This is a genomic window from Pseudomonas sp. zfem001, from assembly GCF_032621725.1.
Lineage (GTDB): Bacteria > Pseudomonadota > Gammaproteobacteria > Pseudomonadales > Pseudomonadaceae > Aquipseudomonas > Aquipseudomonas sediminis.
On sequence record NZ_JAVYJI010000001.1, the window covers coordinates 214498 to 233777 of the forward strand.

The 19280-nt window shown below is 60.5% G+C and carries 15 protein-coding genes; 4 read left to right on the forward strand and 11 right to left on the reverse strand.

Annotation, left to right across the window (positions count from 1 at the left end):
• The first annotated feature begins 2 nt into the window (after positions 1-2).
• Entirely contained in the window at positions 3-692 is a 690-nt protein-coding gene (arsH, locus tag RTH74_RS01095) for an arsenical resistance protein ArsH (protein WP_316913484.1), read from the forward strand.
• 83 nt (positions 693-775) lie between these two features.
• On the forward strand, positions 776-1330 hold the full coding sequence (locus RTH74_RS01100) for a nucleotidyltransferase family protein (protein ID WP_316913485.1): 555 nt from the start codon (positions 776-778) through the stop codon (positions 1328-1330).
• Positions 1331-1459: 129 nt separating this feature from the next.
• Here RTH74_RS01100 and cyoE read toward each other — a convergent pair whose 3' ends face one another.
• The 10 genes from cyoE to RTH74_RS01150 form a co-directional block, all read right to left on the reverse strand.
• The gene (cyoE, locus tag RTH74_RS01105) at positions 1460-2416 is read right to left on the reverse strand and encodes a heme o synthase (protein ID WP_316913486.1); all 957 of its coding nucleotides are present in this window, start codon (positions 2414-2416) and stop codon (positions 1460-1462) included.
• Complete coding sequence (gene cyoD / locus RTH74_RS01110; protein WP_230925006.1) at positions 2416-2751, reverse strand: cytochrome o ubiquinol oxidase subunit IV; 336 nt, start codon at positions 2749-2751, stop codon at positions 2416-2418. The genes cyoE and cyoD overlap by 1 nt, the downstream gene beginning before the upstream one ends.
• Complete coding sequence (gene cyoC / locus RTH74_RS01115; protein WP_316913487.1) at positions 2752-3378, reverse strand: cytochrome o ubiquinol oxidase subunit III; 627 nt, start codon at positions 3376-3378, stop codon at positions 2752-2754.
• Between the two features lie 2 nt (positions 3379-3380).
• Positions 3381-5369 (reverse strand): cytochrome o ubiquinol oxidase subunit I, encoded by a 1989-nt coding sequence (gene cyoB, locus RTH74_RS01120; RefSeq protein WP_059391862.1) that lies wholly within the window; start codon positions 5367-5369, stop codon positions 3381-3383.
• A 2-nt stretch (positions 5370-5371) separates the two neighbouring features.
• On the reverse strand, positions 5372-6289 hold the full coding sequence (cyoA, locus tag RTH74_RS01125) for a ubiquinol oxidase subunit II (protein WP_316913488.1): 918 nt from the start codon (positions 6287-6289) through the stop codon (positions 5372-5374).
• Positions 6290-7117: 828 nt separating this feature from the next.
• Positions 7118-7693: a DUF6436 domain-containing protein gene (locus RTH74_RS01130; protein ID WP_316913489.1), complete on the reverse strand. Its 576-nt coding sequence runs from the start codon at positions 7691-7693 to the stop codon at positions 7118-7120.
• Positions 7690-7953, reverse strand: coding sequence for a hypothetical protein (locus RTH74_RS01135; protein ID WP_301404395.1), 264 nt, complete (start codon positions 7951-7953; stop codon positions 7690-7692). Before RTH74_RS01135 ends, RTH74_RS01130 begins: the two co-directional genes overlap by 4 nt.
• A 63-nt stretch (positions 7954-8016) precedes the next feature.
• Entirely contained in the window at positions 8017-12033 is a 4017-nt protein-coding gene (hrpA, locus tag RTH74_RS01140) for an ATP-dependent RNA helicase HrpA (protein WP_316913490.1), read from the reverse strand.
• A gap of 271 nt (positions 12034-12304) precedes the next feature.
• On the reverse strand, positions 12305-14779 hold the full coding sequence (locus tag RTH74_RS01145) for a S8 family peptidase (protein WP_316913491.1): 2475 nt from the start codon (positions 14777-14779) through the stop codon (positions 12305-12307).
• Positions 14743-15786, reverse strand: a complete 1044-nt coding sequence (locus RTH74_RS01150; protein ID WP_059391236.1) for an AAA family ATPase — start codon at positions 15784-15786, stop codon at positions 14743-14745. The genes RTH74_RS01145 and RTH74_RS01150 overlap by 37 nt, the downstream gene beginning before the upstream one ends.
• Positions 15787-16604: 818 nt before the next feature.
• On the opposite strand from RTH74_RS01150, the gene RTH74_RS01155 reads away from it, so the two are divergent.
• Positions 16605-17054 carry a carboxymuconolactone decarboxylase family protein gene (locus RTH74_RS01155; protein ID WP_316913492.1) on the forward strand — a complete coding sequence of 150 codons (450 nt, stop codon included), beginning with the start codon at positions 16605-16607 and terminating at the stop codon, positions 17052-17054.
• Positions 17055-17105: 51 nt separating this feature from the next.
• On the opposite strand, the gene RTH74_RS01160 is transcribed toward RTH74_RS01155, so the two are convergent.
• On the reverse strand, positions 17106-18272 hold the full coding sequence (locus RTH74_RS01160) for an MFS transporter (RefSeq protein WP_316913493.1): 1167 nt from the start codon (positions 18270-18272) through the stop codon (positions 17106-17108).
• Positions 18273-18367: 95 nt separating this feature from the next.
• Between RTH74_RS01160 and RTH74_RS01165 the strand changes: the two genes are divergently transcribed.
• Positions 18368-19261, forward strand: coding sequence for a LysR family transcriptional regulator (locus tag RTH74_RS01165; protein ID WP_316913494.1), 894 nt, complete (start codon positions 18368-18370; stop codon positions 19259-19261).
• Positions 19262-19280: the final 19 nt, after the last annotated feature.

The following is a 19280-nucleotide window of genomic DNA, read 5'->3' on the forward strand; positions in this document are numbered from 1 at the left end:
GCATGAACGACGAACTACCCAACCTCGACCTTGATCTGCTGCCGGCCCAACCCAGCGGCTCGGCCCCGGCACCGCGCATACTGCTGCTGTATGGCTCCACCCGGCCGCGCTCGTTCAGCCGCCTGCTGGTGCAGGAAGCGGCGCGCCTGCTGCAGCACCTGGGCTGCGAGACGCGCATCTTCGATCCGTCCGGCCTGCCACTGCCGGACGACGCCCCGGTCGAGCATCCCAAGGTGCAGGAACTGCGCGACCTGATGCAGTGGTCTGAAGGCCAGGTGTGGTGCTCGCCGGAACGCCACGGCGCCATGTCGGCGGTATTCAAGGCTCAGATCGACTGGGTGCCGCTGGCCGTTGGCGCGGTGCGCCCGACCCAGGGCAAGACCCTGGCGGTGATGCAGGTCTGCGGCGGTTCGCAGTCGTTCAACGTGGTCAATCAGTTGCGCGTACTGGGCCGCTGGATGCGCATGTTCACCATCCCCAACCAGTCGTCGGTGCCCAAGGCCTTTCTCGAATTCGGCGATGACGACCGCATGCAGCCGTCGCCCTACTACGACCGCCTGGTGGACGTGATGGAAGAGCTGGTGCGTTTCACCTGGCTGCTGCGCGACCACCCCGAACTGGTAGACCGCTACTCCGAGCGCAAGGAGTCGGCCGAGGCGCTGTCACAGCGGGTCAATCAGCGCAGTATCTGAAGCGCCTCAGTACGGCGACAATCGCGGCTGAAGCCGCTCCTACGTTGTGGAGCCGCAACAGGCACCGCTGATAGGCTGCGCACATGAACCTCGTTGCTCGCCTCCAGACCCTGATTGCCAACGACCCTCGGCGCCTGCGCATCCTGCAGCAGGTGCGCGGGCTCGACTTGCCCGATTGCTGGGTAGCCGCCGGTTTCGTGCGCAGTGCGGTCTGGGATCATCTGCACCAACGCACGCCCTCGCCGCTACCAGAAGATATCGATGTGATCTGGTTCGACCGCTACCAGCTCTGCCCTACTCGCGATGCTGAGCTGGAGACGATCCTGCGCCAACAGGACGAATCGCTGCAGTGGTCGGTGAAGAATCAGGCACGCATGCACCTGCGCAATGGCGATGCGCCTTACACCTCGGCCACCGAAGCGATGCGGCACTGGCCAGAGACTGCGACGGCGGTAGCAGTCAGGCTCGATGAACAAGGCAGGCTGGAGGTCGCGGCACCGCTCGGTCTCGAGGATCTGTTCGACCTCGTGGTACGTCCGGCGGGGAGATTCAAGGGCGAGAAACAGCCGATCTACCAGAAACGATTGCGCAGCAAGAACTGGCTGGCTACCTGGCCAAAGTTGAAGGTGCTGTCGTAGGGTGGATCATGCTTCATCTATCCACCGTGTGGTGGATGTAAAGAGCGACCGCCAACCTGCGACAGGAACACCGTGGGAGGCGCTTTAGCGGCGACAGTCGCGGCTCAAGCACCTCCCACGGAGCCAAGATCAGATACCGGCGACCACCGCGCAGATACCCTGCGCGCTGCCGGCGAACTGGCTGCACAGGTGATTGATGGAGGTCACCAATACCTGCTCGGGCGAGGAGATGAAATCCACCGACATCATCACGCTGAGCATGGTGATACTGATGATGGAGAAGGTGAACAGCTTGCGCGCCCACACCCGATCATCGGCGGCCTTGTAGCCCGACACGCCCATCCACAACCAGTAGGCACCGCTCAGCGCGGCGACCACGAAGTAGCTGTAGCCGGCGTAGCCGCTGAGCGTCAGCATCAGGGTCGCAACCACGAAGGCGGCGATGTACAGCACGATCTGCCGCTTGGCAGCCGAGATCCCCTTGATGACGGGCAACACCGGGATGTTCGCGGCCTGGTAGTCATTGAAACGGAAGATGGCGATGGCATAGGAATGCGGCATCTGCCACAGGCTGAAGATCAACAACAGGATGGCGGCGCCGGCATCGAACTCGTTGCTCACCGCGCAGTAGCCGACCACGGGCGGAGCCGCCCCGGACAGGCTGCCGACCAGGGTGCCGTACACCGAGCCACGCTTGAGCCACAGGCTGTAGAGGCCGACGTAGACCACGAAGCCCATCAGCACCAGCATCACCGCCAGGGTATTGGTGGCGGCGTACAGCACGGCCACCCCGGCTACCCCGAGCGCGAAGGCATAGACGATGGCGTGCGCAGGAGATACCAGCCCCTGCGCCAGGACTCGATTACGCGTGCGCTCCATCTTCTGGTCGATGTCCCTATCGATGTAGTTGTTGAACACACAGCCTGAGGCGATCACCAACGAAACCCCCAGCGCCGTCGCAAGGTACAGCGCAAGGTTGGCATCGCCGCGCGAAGCCAGGAAGAAACCGCCCGTCACGGAAATCAGATTCCCGAAGACGATGCCCGGCTTGGCGAGGTTGAGGTACTGCTTCAGGAGCGCCAGCATCAGTTGATCATCATGTGATAGTGCATGCTCCACATGATCCAGACCGACAGGCCGACCACGAACGCGATGATCAGCACGGTGAAGATCATCGAAACGACGTTCCAGCGGCCTTCTGCGTCGGTCTTCATGTGCAGGAAGTACACGAGGTGGACGAGCACCTGCGCCAGGCCGAAGAGCACCACGGTGATCAGCGTCGCGCCACGGCTCAGGCCCAGCACGTCAGGGTGCATGACCAGCATGAAAGGGATCACGGTGAGGATCACCGACAGGATGAAACCGATCAGGTAATCCTTGAAGCCCACGGCGTGGGCGGCGTGATTGTCTTGGTGAGCCATTTACAGCACCCCCAGCAGATAGACGACGGTAAACACGCAGATCCACACCACGTCGAGGAAGTGCCAGAACAGGCTGAGCAGCCCGACGCGGGTCTTGTTGGTGTCAGTCAGGCCACGGCTGCCAACCTGGAACATCAGCACCAGCATCCACAGCAGACCGGCACTGACGTGCAGGCCGTGGGTGCCGACCAGGGTGAAGAACGCCGACCAGTAGGCGCTGACCTGCGGCCCGGCGCCTTCATGGATCAGGTGGCGGAACTCGTACAGCTCGATGCTGATGAAGGCCGCACCGAACAGGAAGGTGATGCCCAACCAGCGCAGCACCGCAGCCTTGTCGCCACGGTAGGTGGCCAGCATGGCCATGCCGTAGGTGATACTGGAAAACAGCAGCGCGAAGGTTTCCACCAGCACCAGGTGCAGGCCGCCACCGAGCATTTCCTTGGCGGTGGGGCCACCGGCGAAGGAGTTGCTGAGTACCGCGAAGGTGGCGAACACCGTGGCGAAGATCAGCAGGTCGGTCATCAGGTAAACCCAGAAGCCGAACAGCTTGATTCCACTGGTGTCATGGTGGTGCTCATGGCCGTGGCCATGAGCGTCGTGTGGAAAATGGGGTTCGTAAGCGGTCATGGTTATGCCTGTACGACTGCGTTGGCTTTGGTTTGGTGGTGCGCCTGCTCGATCCGCGCGATCTCTTCGGGCTGCACGTAGTAGTCGATGTCCTCGTCATAGGAACGCACGATGAAGCTGACCACGGCGCCGACCAGACCGACGATGGCGAGCCACCAGATGTGCCAGATCATGGCGAAGCCGAAGGCGATGACGAACGCCGACACCACCAGACCGTTACCGGTGTTCTTCGGCATATGGATCGGCTCGTAGTGCTCCGGCGCAGGCATCAGCTCGACACCGTTCTTCTTCGCCTCATAGAAGGCATCGATCTTGTCCGCAGTCGGGATGACCGCGAAGTTGTAGAACGGTGGTGGCGAGGAAGTCGCCCACTCCAGGGTGCGGCCATCCCAGGGGTCGCCGCTCACGTCGACGTTTTCCTTGCGCTTGATGTAGCTGGTGACGAACTGCACCACGGTGAACACGATGCCGATACCGATCAGCACAGCGCCGACCACGGCCACCTGCACCCACGGCACCCAGGCCGGGTTGTCGAAGTGGTTGAGGCGACGGGTCATGCCCATGAAGCCCAGCACGTACAGCGGCATGAAGGCGAAGTAGAAGCCGATCAGCCAGCACCAGAACGAGTAGCGGCCGAAACGATCGAGCAACTTGAAGCCGAAGGCTTTCGGGAACCAGTAGATGATGCCGGCCAGGTAGCCGAACACCGCACCGCCGATGATCACGTTGTGGAAGTGGGCGATCAGGAACAGGCTGTTGTGCAGCACGAAGTCCGCCGCCGGTACCGCCATCAGTACGCCGGTCATGCCGCCGATGGAGAAGGTCACGAGGAAGCCCAGGGTCATCCAGGTCATGGCGTTCAGTTGCAGACGGCCACGGAAGATGGTGAACAGCCAGGTGAAGATCTTCACCCCGGTGGGGATGGCGATGATCGAGGTCATGATGCCGAAGAAAGCGTTGACGCTGGCCCCCGAGCCCATGGTGAAGAAGTGGTGCAGCCACACCACGAACGACAGCACGCCGATGGCCGCGGTCGCCCAGACCATCGAGGCATAACCGAACAGGGTCTTGCGCGAGAAGGTCGCCACCACTTCGGAGAACACACCGAACGCCGGCAGGATGAGGATGTACACCTCCGGGTGACCCCAGATCCAGAACAGGTTGGCGTACATCATCGGGTTGCCGCCCAGTTCATTGGTGAAGAAGTGGAAATCCAGGTAGCGGTCCAGCGACAGCATCGCCAGGGTCGCGGTCAGCGGAGGGAAGGCGCCGCAGATCAGCACGCAGGTCACCAGAATGGTCCAGGTGAAGATCGGCATCTTCATCAGGCTCATGCCCGGTGCACGCATCTTGAGGATGGTGGCGATGAAGTTGACCCCGGTCAGCGTCGTCCCCAAGCCGGATAACTGCATGCTCCAGATGTAGTAGTCCATCCCCACGCCGGGACTGTACTGAATCCCTGACAACGGCGGATAAGCCACCCAGCCGGTCTTGGCGAATTCGCCCAGGCCCAGCGACAGGTTGATCAGCAGCGCGCCGCCGACGAACAGCCAGAAGCTCAGCGAGTTCAGGTAGGGGAAGGCCACGTCACGCGCGCCGATCTGCAGCGGCACGACGATATTCATCAGGCCGGTGACCAGTGGCATGGCCACGAAAATCAGCATGATGATGCCGTGCGCGGTGAAGATCTGGTCGTAGTGCTCGGGCGGCAGGTAGCCCTGGCCGTCACCGTGGGCCATCGCCAGGTGGGTGCGCATCATGATCGCGTCAGCGAAGCCACGCACCAGCATGACCAGCGCGACGAGGATGTACATCACGCCGATTTTCTTGTGGTCCACCGAGGTGAGCCACTCTTTCCACAGGTAGCCCCACTTCTTGAAGTAGGTGACCGCCGCGAACAGCCCCAGACCGCCCAGCGCCACGATGGCCAGGGTGATCATGATGATTGGCTCGTGGTACGGAATCGCGTCCAGAGTCAGTTTTCCAAACATATTCACTCCTGCACCTCCGCTGCTTCGTGCATGGCTGTGCTGTGGGAATCTTTCAGGGTCACGTACTGCCCGATCACCTTGTTGAACAGGTTCGCCTCGACCTGGCCGAAGTAACGGATCGGGTAGATCGGGTAACGGTGATGGACCATCTCGCCAGGCTCGCCCACCTGCTTGAAGGCGGCGAAATCCATGACCTCAGGCGACTGCTTGACCTTGTCGACCCACTGCGCAAACGCGTCGTCGCTGACCGAGTGAGTGGTGAAGCGCATGGCCGAGAAGCCTTCGCCGCTGAAGTTGCCGGACTGGCCGAAGAACTCACCCTGCTCATTGGCGATCAGGTTGAGCTGGGTGCGCTGGCCGCCCATGGCGTAGATCATCCCGCCGAGCTGCGGGATCGACAGCGCGTTCATCACCGTGTCGGAGGTGATGTGGAAGGTCACCGGGGTCTTCTCCGGGATCACCAGCTCATTGACCACGGCCACGCCCTGGTCCGGGTAGATGAACAGCCATTTCCAGTCGAGCGAGACGACTTCGATGTTCAGTGCCGGCTTGTCCGATTCGATCGGGCGATAGGGGTCGAGCGAATGCGAGGTTTGCCAGATGATGACCGCCAGAACGGCGACGATGATCAGGGGAACGCCCCAGACGACCAGCTCGATCTTGTGCGAATGTGCCCAATCGGGCATGTAGGTGGCCTTCTCGTTCGACTCGCGATAACGCCAGCCAAACAGGAAGGTCATGATGATCACGGGTACCACCACGATCAGCATGAGTCCGATGGAGATCAGGATCAGATTGCCCTGCTCGACACCGATCTGCCCTTTCGAGTTGAACAGTGCCCAGTCACATCCACCGAGCGCCGAGAAGGCAATCGCCATCACCAGCCAGCGCACACAACGATGGTATTTCTCTTCTTTCATGTCACGACCTTCAACTGAGTGAGCCCCACAATCGGCTTCAGTTGCCGTGCGGCCCATCGAGCAAAGGCCGGCAGCGAGAACTCAGAGCTTGAGCATCCGTGCAAGCGAAGCGGTAAAACCGTGGGATTCGACGATGTTGCCGGCTAAAAAGGCCTCATTCAATTCGTTAGCGGCCTACTTATGAGCGAACTTACAGCACCTCTTCGACATGTTTCGAAACATTTATGCAAAGATTTGAAACACTTTGCAGCAAGAAGCCAGCAAAGAATCGCAGGGGTGCGACAAATGATCACAGGCCCGTTTTAGAGCTGTTTGTCAGCAAATTGACAGGAATCATTGCAAGGAAAGATGCCGCTAGCTCACAGCACGGCCTGCCTTGACATTAAGGAGATTTCGAGGTTTTCGAATACGGGCGATAGGCGCTTGGGCCTAGCGAAAGGCTGGGCCGCAGAGCGGCAGCTAGAAAGAAATCAGAGGTGGTTGGTGCTGTAGCCCGGACGCAATCCGGGGCGATTGAGCGCGGCTGAAACGGAATGCCGCCCAACCGCTCCTACGGGATGGGTGAATGTCTGTAGGAGCGGCTTCAGCCGCGATAGCTCTGCCTAACCCACACGCAACCCGGAACGATTGGATATGTGCCCCGGATTGCATCCGGGCTACGCAATTGCAGCCGACAGGGGGGCATCTGTGGGAGGGGCTTCAGCCGCGATGCTTGTCGCGGCTAAAGCCCCTCCCACAGGCACAGGCACAGGCACAGGCACAGGCATAGGCATAGGCATAGGCATAGGCAACCCTACCCTGCTCCCAACCCGACACCGGCCTACCCCACTACTTCCAAGCGCAATAACACCCCACCGCCAACCCACTGGCCAGCGACACATGGCGCCCCTGGGTCAGCGCATCGAGCACCGGCTCGACGAAGCTGTTGCTGGAGTTACACACCAACCCTTCGCTGTATGGCCCGGCATAGGCCAGCTTGCCGTCACGATCCCAGATCGCAAGGGCCGGGCTGGCCGGCAGCGACTCCATACCCTCGATACCCGGCAGGGGCTTCATCCGCCCACGCAGGAATGCCGCGATCTCACCTGTGCTACCCGGCCTCTGCACGCTGTAGAACGCCACATCGGCGTTACGGTGCAGGCCAATCAGATAGCGCAGGTGCGCGTCGGTTTCCGCATTGCAGGGGCAATCCGGGTCCCAGAAGTGCACCACGCGAATGGGCCCGGGGCCAGCCAGTTCAGGCGGCAGCTTCAGCTCGCCCTGACCGAAGATCACCGTCTGCTCGGCGTAGGGCCGCAGATAGGCCGCGCCGCTGAGCCACCAGATCAGCACCACGCTCCCCAGCGCCAAGACGCAGAAGCCCACCACCAGATGCTTGAAGCTCAGGCGTTGCAGCAGATTCATGGCTGATGGCCGAACTTGCGCAGGAACTGCTTCTCCATTTCCTGGCAACTCTCCTCGGTAAAACTGCGCTCGGTGGCCTGCGCGCTCTTCCAGCAGGCCTCGATGGCCGCGCGCTCGCCGGCCTCGATCTCGGCGTCCTGCGGACGGGTCATGATGTAGATCAGCCCGGCGAAAATCAGTACGACAAAGGCCAGGCCGACCAGAAACAGGCCCAGGCAGCCACGGCGCCCCAGCCCGGAATTTTCTTCACTTGCGCTCATCTTTCTCGGTTTCCGCATTCATCAGTGGTTGGCTCGCCCCTGCACCGGGGCGAGCGCCGATCATCAACCTTCAACCAGCGTCCACTGCTTGCTCAGGCGCTTGTCCGATACCGCCATCTTGGTACCCAGTTGCTGGGCGAACAGCGACACGCGGTATTCCTCCAGCATCCAGCGATACAGCGTGAGCTGCGCATCGCGCTTGCCTTCCTGGGCATGTTTGGCCGCACGCGCCTTGTACTGTTCCCAGTAGCCGGTCAGCTCGCCCGTCCATACGCGGTCACGCTGCACCTGCGCCCCGACCTTGTCCAGGCGCTGCTCGATGGCCTTCAGATAGCGCGGGATTTCCTTGAGCCACTCGCCCGGCGTCTCACGCACGAAGCCGGCATAAACCAGATTGGCCAGTTGCAGCTTGATGTCGTTGAGCGCCATGGCCTGGGCCAGATCGATCTTGCCCTTGAAGCGCTTCTGCAGGCCATGGTGCAACTTGAGGATTTCCAGCACCTGGCGAGCGATGCGTTCGGCATGCGCCGTCCAGTCGCCGCGCTTGCGCTCGGCCAGCTGCGCCAGGGCCGCGCCGTCGCGTGGCAGCGTGGCTTCGCCTTCGAGGATGCAGGCATCCAGGCTGGCCAGCAGAATGTCCTCGACCAACGCCTCGACACGGCCGATATCGCGGTACAGCAGGCCCAGCTCGGTCAGCCCCGGCAGCTTGCCGCGCAGGAACTTCGCCTGCTCGGCCAGTTGTTGTAACAGCAAGCGTTGCAATGCACGGCGATGCTGGAAGTCGGCCTCGGCCTGGGTCGGGAAGCGCCCTTCCTTGACCACTCCAGCCTCCTCCACCAAGGCCGGGTAGACCGTCATGGAAAGTCCGGCGATCTTCTGCTGCGCCTTCTCGGCCACTTCGGCAAAGGCCTTGGCCTCCACCGCTTTCGGCTTGTCGCTCTGCTGCGGGATGGCCAACGCAGCCTGGCTGGCTTCGGCGAAGCGCGCGGTCAGCTCGGCCAGATCGCGGCCTTCACCGAGGAACTTGCCGCGCGCATCCACCACCTCGATGTTCATCTTCAGGTGGCTTTCGATGCTTTCAGCCGCTTCTGCCCAGGCCTCGTCGGATACCCGCGCGCCAGTCATGCGCAGCAGCTCGGCACCGAGCGCCTGCGGCAACGAACCCTGGCCAAACACCAGCTTGCCCAGCGCGGCGCCGACGAAGTCCGGTACCGGCACGAAGTTCTTGCGCAGCGCCTTGGGTAGGCCGCGCACCAGGGCAATGCACTTGGCCTCCAGCAGGCCCGGCACCAGCCATTCCAAACGCTCGGGCTGCAGTTGCGGCAACAGCGGCGCCGGCACGCGCAGGGTCACGCCGTCACGCGGGTGGTTGGGCTCGAAGTGATAGCTCAGCGGCAGTTGCAGTTCGCCAATGCGCAAGGTGTCCGGGTACTGCGCGGCGGTAACTTCCTTGGCATCGCGGGCCAGGGCGTCTTCCTCGCGCATGATCAGCAGTTGCGCGTCAGCGGCGCTGCCCTTCTTGTACCAACTCTCGAAACTCGCGGCCTGGTAGATGTCCTGCGGGATGCGCGCGTCGTAGTAGCCGAACAGGGTTTCCTCGTCGGCGAGAATGTCGCGGCGGCGCGACTTGGCCTCCAGCTCGTCGAGGCGTTCGAGCAACTGGCGGTTGGCGGTCAGGCAGCGCACGCGGCTATTGATCTCGCCACGCACCAGCCCTTCGCGAATGAACATCTCGCGGGAAACCGGCGGGTCGATGGGGCCGTAATGCACCGGGCGGCGGCCGACGATAATCATGCCGTACAGGGTGACCTGCTCGTACGCCACCACCTGGCCGCGCTTCTTCTCCCAGTGCGGTTCCAGATGGTTCTTCTTCACCAGATGCGCGGCCAGCGGTTCGATCCAGTCCGGTTCGATCTTCGCCACCATGCGGGCGAACAGCTTGGTGGTTTCTACCAGCTCGGCGGCCATGATCCAGTTGGGCTTCTTGCGCCCGATCACGCTCGACGGGTGAATCCAGAAACGCCGCTGGCGCGCGCCGAGGTAGTCGCCCTCCTCGGTCTTCTGGCCGATCTGGCTGAGCAGGCCGGCGAGAATCGCCTTGTGCACGGCGGCGTAGTTCTTCGCCCGCACTGCCGCCTCGCTGGCCTCGGCCTGCTGGCGGGCGATGGCGTTGACGCGGGTGTCCTTGGTCGGCTGCGGCGCGTTCGCCGCCTGCTCGCCCTGCGCTTCCGAGCGGTTCTGGCTGCCCTTGCCCATCAACTGCAGATCACGAGCGATCAGCACCAGTTGCCGATGCGCATCGCGCCACTCGCGCAGGCGCATGTAGTTGAGGAAGTTCTTCTTGCACCACGTACGCAGCGGGTTGCTGCCCAACTCCTGGCGCTTCTCCTCGAAGCCGCGCCACAGGTTGATCAGCGCGGCGAAGTCCGAATCCACATCCTTCCACTGCGCGTGCGCCTGGTCGGCGGCCTGCTGGCGATCCATCGGTCGCTCGCGCGGGTCTTGCACCGACAGCGCGGCGGCGACGATGAGGATTTCCTCCAGGCTGCCCTGCTTGGCGCCTTCCAGCACCATGCGCCCCAGACGTGGGTCGATGGGCAGGCGCGCCAGTTGCCGACCGATGGGCGTGAGCTGGCTTTCGCGGTTGACCGCCGACAGCTCCTGCAGCAGGTTGAAGCCATCGCTGATGGCCTTGCCGTCTGGTGGCTCGATAAAGGGGAAGTCCTCGATGCTGCCCAGGCGCAGGTGCAGCATCTGCAGGATCACCGCCGCCAGGTTGGTACGCAGAATCTCCGGGTCGGTAAATTCCGGGCGCCCGAGAAAATCCTCCTCGCTGTACAAACGAATGCAGATACCCGGCTCGACCCGCCCGCAACGGCCCTTGCGCTGGTTGGCGCTGGCCTGCGACACCGGCTCGATGGGCAGGCGCTGCACCTTGGCGCGGTAGCTGTAGCGGCTGATGCGCGCCGTGCCGCTGTCGATCACGTAACGGATGCCCGGCACGGTCAACGAGGTTTCCGCCACGTTGGTGGCCAGCACGATCTTACGCCCGGCCATGGGCGCGAAAATCTTCTGCTGCTCGGCGGGCGTCAGCCGCGCATACAGCGGCAGCACCTCGGTAAAACGCAGATTGGCCTTGCGCAGCACCTCCGCCGCCTCGCGAATCTCGCGCTCACCGGGCAGGAACACCAGCACATCGCCGGGGCGCTTGCCCACGCTGCGCTCGTGCTCGGCGATCTCGTCCAGCGCAGCGAGAATGCCCTGGTCGATGGACAGGTCATCGAGCAGGCGCTCGCCCTCCTCGTCCACCTCGGCCGCCAACGGGCGGTACCAGGTTTCCACTGGGTAGGTACGCCCGGATACCTCGATGATCGGCGCGTCATTGAAGTGTTTGCTGAACCGCTCCAGATCGATGGTCGCCGACGTGATGATCAGCTTCAGATCCGGGCGACGCGGCAGCAGGGTCTTCAGGTAACCGAGCAGGAAGTCGATATTGAGGCTGCGCTCGTGCGCCTCGTCGACGATGATGGTGTCGTACTTTTCCAGAAAGCGGTCGTGCTGGGTTTCGGCGAGCAGGATGCCGTCGGTCATCAGCTTGATCAGCGTACCGTCCTTGCTCTGATCCTCGAAACGCACCTGATAGCCGACCAGCTCGCCCAACGGCGTGCCAATCTCTTCGGCCACCCGAGTGGCCACACTGCGCGCTGCCAAGCGGCGCGGCTGGGTGTGGCCGATCAGCCCATGCACACCCCGGCCAATCTCCAGGCAGATCTTCGGCAACTGCGTGGTCTTGCCCGAACCGGTCTCGCCGGCGATCACCACCACCTGGCTCTTCTCCAGCGCGGCCTTGATCTCATCGCGCTTGGCGGCAATCGGCAGCGCATCGTCGTAACGCATGGTGGGGATGCTGCTACGCCGCGCCGCCACCTTGTCGCTGGACGCCTGAAAACGCTCCAGCCACTGCGCCAGCTTGGCCTCATCGGGCTGCTTCTGCAGCTCATGCAACTGCCGGCGCAAGCGATGACGCTCGGCGATCATGACGTGGTCGAGTTTCTTCTGCAGCGTGGCGAGGTCAGTCATCTGGATCGAGGCAATCAGGGCAAAGGCGGGATTGTCGCAGATTACGGCTCAAGGCGGGCAGGCTATACAGCAGCGGAAGAGCTTGAGGGGCGGCAGCTATCGGCCAAGAGCGGCCCTTCTCGTTATCGGCAGAAATCGACCCAGAGTCGCCAGTCAGATTGTCTAGGCAACCAGCAGTGATTCGAATAGCTGAAAATCGCCTACCGTTCTCTCAAAAAATTTGCCCCTACCTCTATCCTGAGAGGGAAGCGGTGAGCCGTTTCATGGATCTTTACACTAGGATAGCCAGCTTGTTTTCGACCGCGGTATACAGATCGATGTCCGTCTCCGGGGTTTTGATGGAGATGATCAGACTGTACCGAGCAGGGAGCATATACCGGTTGAGATTGGGCCGTGTTCTCCACCAGCCCATTCCTGGAAACACAGCCAGCAAGCCGCGGCTTGCCAAATCAGCAGCAGTGCCTTTCCAAATATCTTGGTGAATGGACCCTTTGTGCCTGTATTGCCCCCCGAGGAGCCAATCGGGATCCTTCGGTGCCATGCCTTCATTCACCTGTTCAGCAGCCGCATTTATGCGACCCACAAAATCTTCAGGCCCTTCCAAGGGACGCTTAACATCGAATCGTAAACGGTGAGATGGGTAGTGATATTTAGACGCGGAACCGCGAGCAGAGGGATTCGGCTCGATAAAATACGAGAGGGTGACCTTCATCTCCACCTCTGCATCCTGCAGAGCTTCAAGCTCATCCCTTGGCCAAGGGATGTCGTGGAGGTTCATCTCCTTCGTATCGATCTTCCCCTTGCCTTTCTTATAAGGGTAGAGCTGGTCCTCTAACACCAAGGTGAGGGAGTTACTGGCACTCCAAAGAGCTCGATCAAGACTCGGTTCTCCCCAGCCGGCATGTCGAATGAGGTTTACGTAGTCCGATTTCACTGGGCGAGCAGGAAGATAAGCGTGGCGCATAGCTTCCGACCACTCAGCTGAGTGAACAATCAGGGCGCGGACTGTCTCTGGCCGTAAAGCCGGATACTTAACGAGAATCTGGGCCGCCATGCGGGAGCACAGTGCCGACGCTGCACTCGTAGCGTTAAAGGTACAGAATCGTCTTGCCTCGAACTCATTCTTGGCGGTGAGCAAATTAAGGCTCGCCATCCCTGCTGCGCCATATCGATCCTTGGCAGCATTGCCTCCCTCAAAAACTACGTCCGGTTTTAATGGCCAGGCACTGTCCCAGGTAGCAGAGGTTGTGGTGAAAGGGCTGAGCCCACCTTCTTGCGCTATTGGCTCATATGCAGTGGGCCTCGTGTCCGTTTTGCGGGTACAGGCTCCAACCGTCAGAGCATTCCAAGCTTGACCCGGATCATGGATCAGGTTGGTGCTTAGGCTCGCGGGATAAAGCATCCATGCGTTGTTGTCCCGAATGTTCCCGGCCGATTGAATGAACAATCTTGGGAACTCGCCTTCGTTATCGGCATCCGCAGCCAGACTGTCCAGCTTTGAAGACCAGGAGGATGGTCGACCGCGGTCACGGTAGTCCTCCGCGCTAACTGCTGAATTAAAGATCCTGGATCTATCCGCATGGCTGATTTCTGGTCTTGCCACACCTTCAGCAAACAGAGAAGCATGAAGCAGAGCGCTCCCCTGATTTGCCCCGTGGCCCGGCAAAAGTTTCACCGACTCAAGCCGATGATGAATGCTCACTCGCTCAAGTGAAGATAGACAGTCAGTGAGATCACCATAAGCTGCAAGGGCTGCCATACCAGTGCCGTGGTTCTCATCATCGTGCTTTCCCCACTGAGGGTCGACGGTGTGAGTGTCCTCATCCTCGATTAGTGGACTGAGCAAGGGGTGAGCTCGATTGACCCCTGAATCCAACAAACAAATTCTGGGGGCTGGATGATTTACCGGCGGAAAATCAGTTCTCGCAATCAATTCATCCAGCCACTCGATTTGCTCTTCATTGGCCAAATCATCGAAGCTGTCAGCAGTTTCTTTTGCTCGACGAAGCTCTGCGACGCAGTTGAGCCCCATCACCGATTGCGAAAACTGTCGCTGGGAACCTTTCATCAGCACCACAGTTCGTTCGGGAAAATCAGCTCGCGCTTCGCTGACGATGCATCCACTTCCTTCGACGATTTTGGTGAAGTCGTTAATAACAGCCTGGCGCGAACCTCGTACCGGAAGCCACACCTCCCACCAAAACGCTTCTAATTTGTCGATGGGCAGTAAATCTGGATCATCTGTCCACAACGCTTCCAGCTCGGCGTTGCGAATCGATTCGATCGTATTGAGGAGGTTACGGTGATCTCGGGGATTGCCGTTCTTGTCCTTCTTTTCCTGAAGGTACTCCGTAACGATCTTCTCAAAATGATCGAGCTTGCCATCGGGAACATAGACGTTGGCAATGGTCTGGTCTCCCTCTTGGCGCACGCTGAGGAGCTCGATTTTCTTACGCTCATCACCAAGGCTCTGGAATGCCATTTCCACATCGGGCTGACCAATGAACTGGATTTGCAAGCCCAAGCCACTTTCAACATCGATCCCCTGTTGAAAGTTCTTGGCTGCTTCGGCCATTGGCTTCAATGCGTGCAGCTGATGCTGAAGTGACGCACCATGCTGCTGCCTAGGCAAATCTGGGATCTGCGGTTTTACGCCGCCCTTAGAGGCATGTGCCGTGAAATCTTTCGACTGGGAATTTTTTGGCAGTATTAAGTGTTCACGCTTTGCGTTTCTTTTGTCCGGCATGGCTCGCTGCTACGTTGTTTTGCCAATTTCTGGCTGAGCAGTTGGCGATCCATCAATGCCTTGCCCAGCGTCTGTCCTTTGACGCATTCTTCATCGTGCATAACGGCTTCTTTAATAGCGTCATCCACCGCCCGCCGGATTTCGGCATAGCTCAGTCCAGCAGCTTTTTCCCCAATGGCTTTAGCTGAAAAGGGCTTAGGTGCGAAATGGCCAAGCCGCGAACGAATAAGACTCGATGCTTGTTCAGCAGTCGGTAAGTGATACTCGATGACGTCATCGAAACGACGAAATAAGGCGTAGTCAAGGATCTCGGGGTGATTAGTCGCGGCAATGATTAGGCTATTTGATTGGTCTTCTTCGATCATCATCAAAAAGCTGTTTAGGACCCGTCGGATCTCGCCAACATCGTTTGGCATTCCACGCTGGGAACCAATTGCGTCGAACTCATCAAAAAAATAGACACCACGGACTTCAGCTATGGCATCAAAAACCTGTCTGAGCTTCGCCGCAGTTTCACCCATAAATTTAGTAATAAGCGTGTCCAACCGGACAAGGAAAAGCGGCACCCCTAGCTCGCCAGCAAGAGCCGAAGCAGTCATGGATTTCCCCGTTCCTGGAGGGCCTACCAACAGCACCTTCCTGCGAGGAGAAAGCCCATGCTCTCGTAGACGAGAGAACATTCGTTGCTCTTTCAAGACTCGTTGCAACTGAGCTGATGCCGCTTCGTCGAGAACCATCTCTACGAAGCGATCTTTTGGATAGGTAACGCTCAGCAAACCTGCCATTTCGCCGCGAGGCTTGGCAAGGGGAATAGGGCTATTGCGCCGACCTTCTAGACTCACACTGCTTTTAGCAGCATCGATCATGTCGCGCAGATCGGTCGCGAGCTTGCCATGGCCCGATTTAGCTTCGCGCGCGGCAACCTGCATCGCTACGGAATAGAATTGACTGTCATCCCGTTCGATGTGAGATTTCACGAGCGCTTTGAGCTGTTCGGCGCTGGCCATTTCTGTTACCTGATCTTTGCAAAAAATGCCCAATCCGTGGCTATTGCGGCGACGCGGTGCTCAGGATAGGAGGGAATCAAAGACTCGCATCCTGCTCGCCAAAGTAGGATTGCGTTATGTCACCATGGTAGCAGTTAGAGTCAAGAGAGACGACTCTAATTCCTATGAACGGCGTCCTGATTTGAGGTTGAGGAGATCGACCCAATTGAGCCCTCGCCTGAGACCCAGGAGTACCGGGATGAGCGTCAGGGAGGGGCATTTTGAGGCGGGCTATGCTGATCAGTTGCTCTCAAATCTAGCCATGAGCTCGTCCATGGCACCCCCCAACCTGCTGGCCCGATTCAGAGATGAAGTCCTCTTAACCGGGCCTGAATGAATCGCCCCGAGTTTCATAAGTGTTTTCGATCCTCAGGAAGAAGCCCGGTTCCATTGGAAACCGTCCGCTTCTGGCCGATTGCAGCCGGTCGTGAAACGCAGAAAACGGCCAAAAGAAGTCGTTTCATGATCGTTACCACGCCGGAGCGCGGGAGCCATCGTATTTTTCTGCGGACACCGTTCACAGAGCTGAGCAGCCACGAGCCAGTGCGCAGGCTCTCATATAGCCAGAAGCGCAAGCATCGCAACGCTCCCCAGGCTAAAGCCTGAGCGATGGACAGGAGATCAGCCGCCCCACGCTGCACCGCATCAAAAGCCACAACGGCCACGCCGCAAAGTGGACCATTCATTAAGCCTTTAATTGGATCAATACCTTGATCCTCTTAGTTGTCTTAATTGGGCAGACCTTACCGACTCCCCCCATCCACAAAGGGTACTGCTCTATGACTCGTCTGAATTGGTTTGAGGCTTCACCCGGTGCAGCCAAAGCACTGGGAGGGATGCACCATTTCGTCACCGCAGGCACGAACCTGCCGCCTCAGCTCATCCATCTGGTGTTCTTGCGGGCATCGCAAATCAATGGATGCGCGCACTGCATCGATATCCATTCGCGAGACTTGATCAAGGGAGGTATGTCAGTAGATAAGCTCGTTCTGGTGCCGGTGTGGCATGAGGCCGCGCATCTGTTTTCCGAGCAGGAACGTTCCGCCCTGGCCTGGACGGAAGAAGTGACCCTGGTCAGCGAAACGCATGTTTCTGACGAGGCCTATGCCGCAGCATCGTCCGCATTCAATCCGAAAGACCTGGTCGACCTCACGGCCGCTATCGCAGCCATGAACGCCTTCAACCGCATGGGCGTCAGCTTTCGCTTGAGCCCTGCTGCGAAGGCGTAAACCGGAAAGGGGTGGATTCACTTAATCCGCCCCTTCCCGATTGCCGCTCTCTTAGATCGCCGCAGCCGTCACCGCCCTGGAACGCCAGGCAAACCCCAGCACCATCAGCAGCCCCAGCCCGGCCATCGCCGCACCGGCCAGCGAGATCGCTGGATACCCCAACCCCGCCTTGATCACCGCGCCGCCCAGTGCTGCGCCAATCGCGTTACCGAGGTTGAAGGCGCCGATATTCACCGCCGAGGCCAGATTGGGTGCTTCCTTGGCGGCTTCCATAACACGCATCTGCAGCGGCGGCACGATGGCGAAGCTGGCGATACCCCAGATCAGGATGGCCACAGCGGCTGGCACCGGCCAGCGCATCAGCACGGTAAAGGCCAGCAAGACCAGGATCAGCGCACTGAGCGAGACGATCAGGGTGCGGTCGACGGAGCGATCCGCCGCCTTGCCGCCCCACACGTTGCCCAGTGTCAGGCCGATGCCGTACAGCACCAGCATGGCGGTGATGAAGGCGGTGGAGGCCTGGGTCTCGCTGCTGAGGATCGGCGCGATATAGGTGAACACGGTAAACATCGCGCTGGAGCCGATTACGGTCAGAGCCAGTGCCGCCAGCACCGGGCCACGGCCCAGCACGCGGATTTCTGCCAGCACACCATCGCTCTTCGGCAGCGGCACGTTGGGCAGCGCGAACCATAGCGAGACCATCGCCAGCACACCGAGCCCGGTAATGCCCCAGAACGCCGTGCGCCAGCCGAGTACCTCACCGAACCAGGCCGCCAGCGGTACACCGCCGATGGTCGCCAGAGTCAGGCCCATGAACATCGCTGCCACCGCCCCTGCGCGCTTGTCTGGCGCGACCACACTGGCGGCGACGATGGAGCCGACGCCGAAGAAAGCACCGTGGTTAAGCGAAGTCACCACGCGGGCGATCAGCAGGCTGTAGTAGTCAGTCGCCAGGGCCGACATCAGGTTGCCCAGGGTGAAGATGGCCATCAGCCCGATCAGCAGGTAGCGCCGGGGAATCTTGCCGGTGGTCAGCGTCATCAGTGGCGCGCCGAGCAGCACGCCCAGCGCGTAGGCGCTGACCAGCAGGCCGGCAGCGGGAATGGAAACGCCGAGATCGCTGGCGATACCCGGCAACATGCCCATGGGGGCGAACTCGGTAACGCCGATGCCGAAAGCACCGATGGAGAGTGCAACAAGGGGTGGATTGATACGCATGGAAAGTCTCCTCATCTATGCCGCGAATGCTAGGATCCAAACCTTGACGGCGGTAGATGGCATTTCTGGCAAACACCTTTGCTTACGGAGCACAAATGGACATAGGCGGCAGGTCAGGTGACATGGTGGTGTTCGCCACCGTGGCGGAGGAAGGCAGCCTGTCGGCCGCTGCACGCGCATTGGGGCTGACACCTTCGGCGGTCAGCCGCATCATCGCCCGCACCGAACAACGCCTCGGCACGCGCCTGCTGCTGCGCACCACCCGCGCGATCACCTTTACTGCCGAGGGCGAGGCATATCTGCGTGGCGCCCGGCGCATCCTCGCCGATATGACGGAGGTTGAGGAAGCCATCGCCGATCAGGGCGTGCCACGCGGGCGCTTGCGCGTGAGTGCCGCGCTCGGCCATGGCCGGATGACCATCGTGCCGCTGGTGGCGGCGTTCAGCGCGCGTTACCCGAACATCACCGTCGACCTCAGCCTGGGCGACGAGGTGGTCGACATTCTCGGTGGCCAGGCTGATGTGGCCGTGCGCTTCGGCCATCTGCCAGACAGCCCGTTGACCGCACGAAAAGTCGGCGAAACCGGCCAGGTGGTGGTGGCCTCCCCCGACTATCTGCAACGCCACGGCACGCCGCAGCAGCCGGAAGACCTGCTGCAGCACAACTGCCTGCGCTTCAACTTCCGCCGTGCCGAACCCAACTGGCCATTCATCCGCGACGGCCAGGCGTTCTCACTCAAGGTCTGCGGCAATATCGAATGCAGCAGTGGCGAGGCACTGGCGCAGTTCGCCAGGGTCGGCGCCGGCATCGCGCGCATCGGCGAATTCAGCGTGGCCGAAGACCTGCAGCGCGGCGATCTGGTGCCGCTGCTGCAAGCCTTCAACCCAGACGACCGGGAGCCGATTCATGCGGTGTTCATCGGCGGCCCGGCCATGCCAGCGCGGGTGCGGGTGTTCGTGGATTACCTGGTGGAACAGCATCGGATGTAAGCGGGTCACCCGACTACCG

Excerpts from the sequence above, each read along its gene's own strand:
- cyoB (WP_059391862.1), bottom strand. The coding sequence starts at position 5,369 with ATGTTTGGAAAACTGACTCTGGACGCGATTCCGTACCACGAGCCAATC.
- RTH74_RS01130 (WP_316913489.1), bottom strand. The coding sequence starts at position 7,693 with ATGAATCTGCTGCAACGCCTGAGCTTCAAGCATCTGGTGGTGGGCTTC.
- RTH74_RS01155 (WP_316913492.1), top strand. The coding sequence starts at position 16,605 with ATGACTCGTCTGAATTGGTTTGAGGCTTCACCCGGTGCAGCCAAAGCA.
- cyoD (WP_230925006.1), bottom strand. The coding sequence starts at position 2,751 with ATGGCTCACCAAGACAATCACGCCGCCCACGCCGTGGGCTTCAAGGAT.
- hrpA (WP_316913490.1), bottom strand. The coding sequence starts at position 12,033 with ATGACTGACCTCGCCACGCTGCAGAAGAAACTCGACCACGTCATGATC.
- cyoA (WP_316913488.1), bottom strand. The coding sequence starts at position 6,289 with ATGAAAGAAGAGAAATACCATCGTTGTGTGCGCTGGCTGGTGATGGCG.
- cyoC (WP_316913487.1), bottom strand. The coding sequence starts at position 3,378 with ATGACCGCTTACGAACCCCATTTTCCACACGACGCTCATGGCCACGGC.
- arsH (WP_316913484.1), top strand. The coding sequence starts at position 3 with ATGAACGACGAACTACCCAACCTCGACCTTGATCTGCTGCCGGCCCAA.
- RTH74_RS01100 (WP_316913485.1), top strand. The coding sequence starts at position 776 with ATGAACCTCGTTGCTCGCCTCCAGACCCTGATTGCCAACGACCCTCGG.
- RTH74_RS01160 (WP_316913493.1), bottom strand. The coding sequence starts at position 18,272 with ATGCGTATCAATCCACCCCTTGTTGCACTCTCCATCGGTGCTTTCGGC.
- cyoE (WP_316913486.1), bottom strand. The coding sequence starts at position 2,416 with ATGCTGGCGCTCCTGAAGCAGTACCTCAACCTCGCCAAGCCGGGCATC.
- RTH74_RS01165 (WP_316913494.1), top strand. The coding sequence starts at position 18,368 with ATGGACATAGGCGGCAGGTCAGGTGACATGGTGGTGTTCGCCACCGTG.
- RTH74_RS01135 (WP_301404395.1), bottom strand. The coding sequence starts at position 7,953 with ATGAGCGCAAGTGAAGAAAATTCCGGGCTGGGGCGCCGTGGCTGCCTG.
- RTH74_RS01150 (WP_059391236.1), bottom strand. The coding sequence starts at position 15,786 with ATGGCCAGCGCCGAACAGCTCAAAGCGCTCGTGAAATCTCACATCGAA.
- RTH74_RS01145 (WP_316913491.1), bottom strand. The coding sequence starts at position 14,779 with ATGCCGGACAAAAGAAACGCAAAGCGTGAACACTTAATACTGCCAAAA.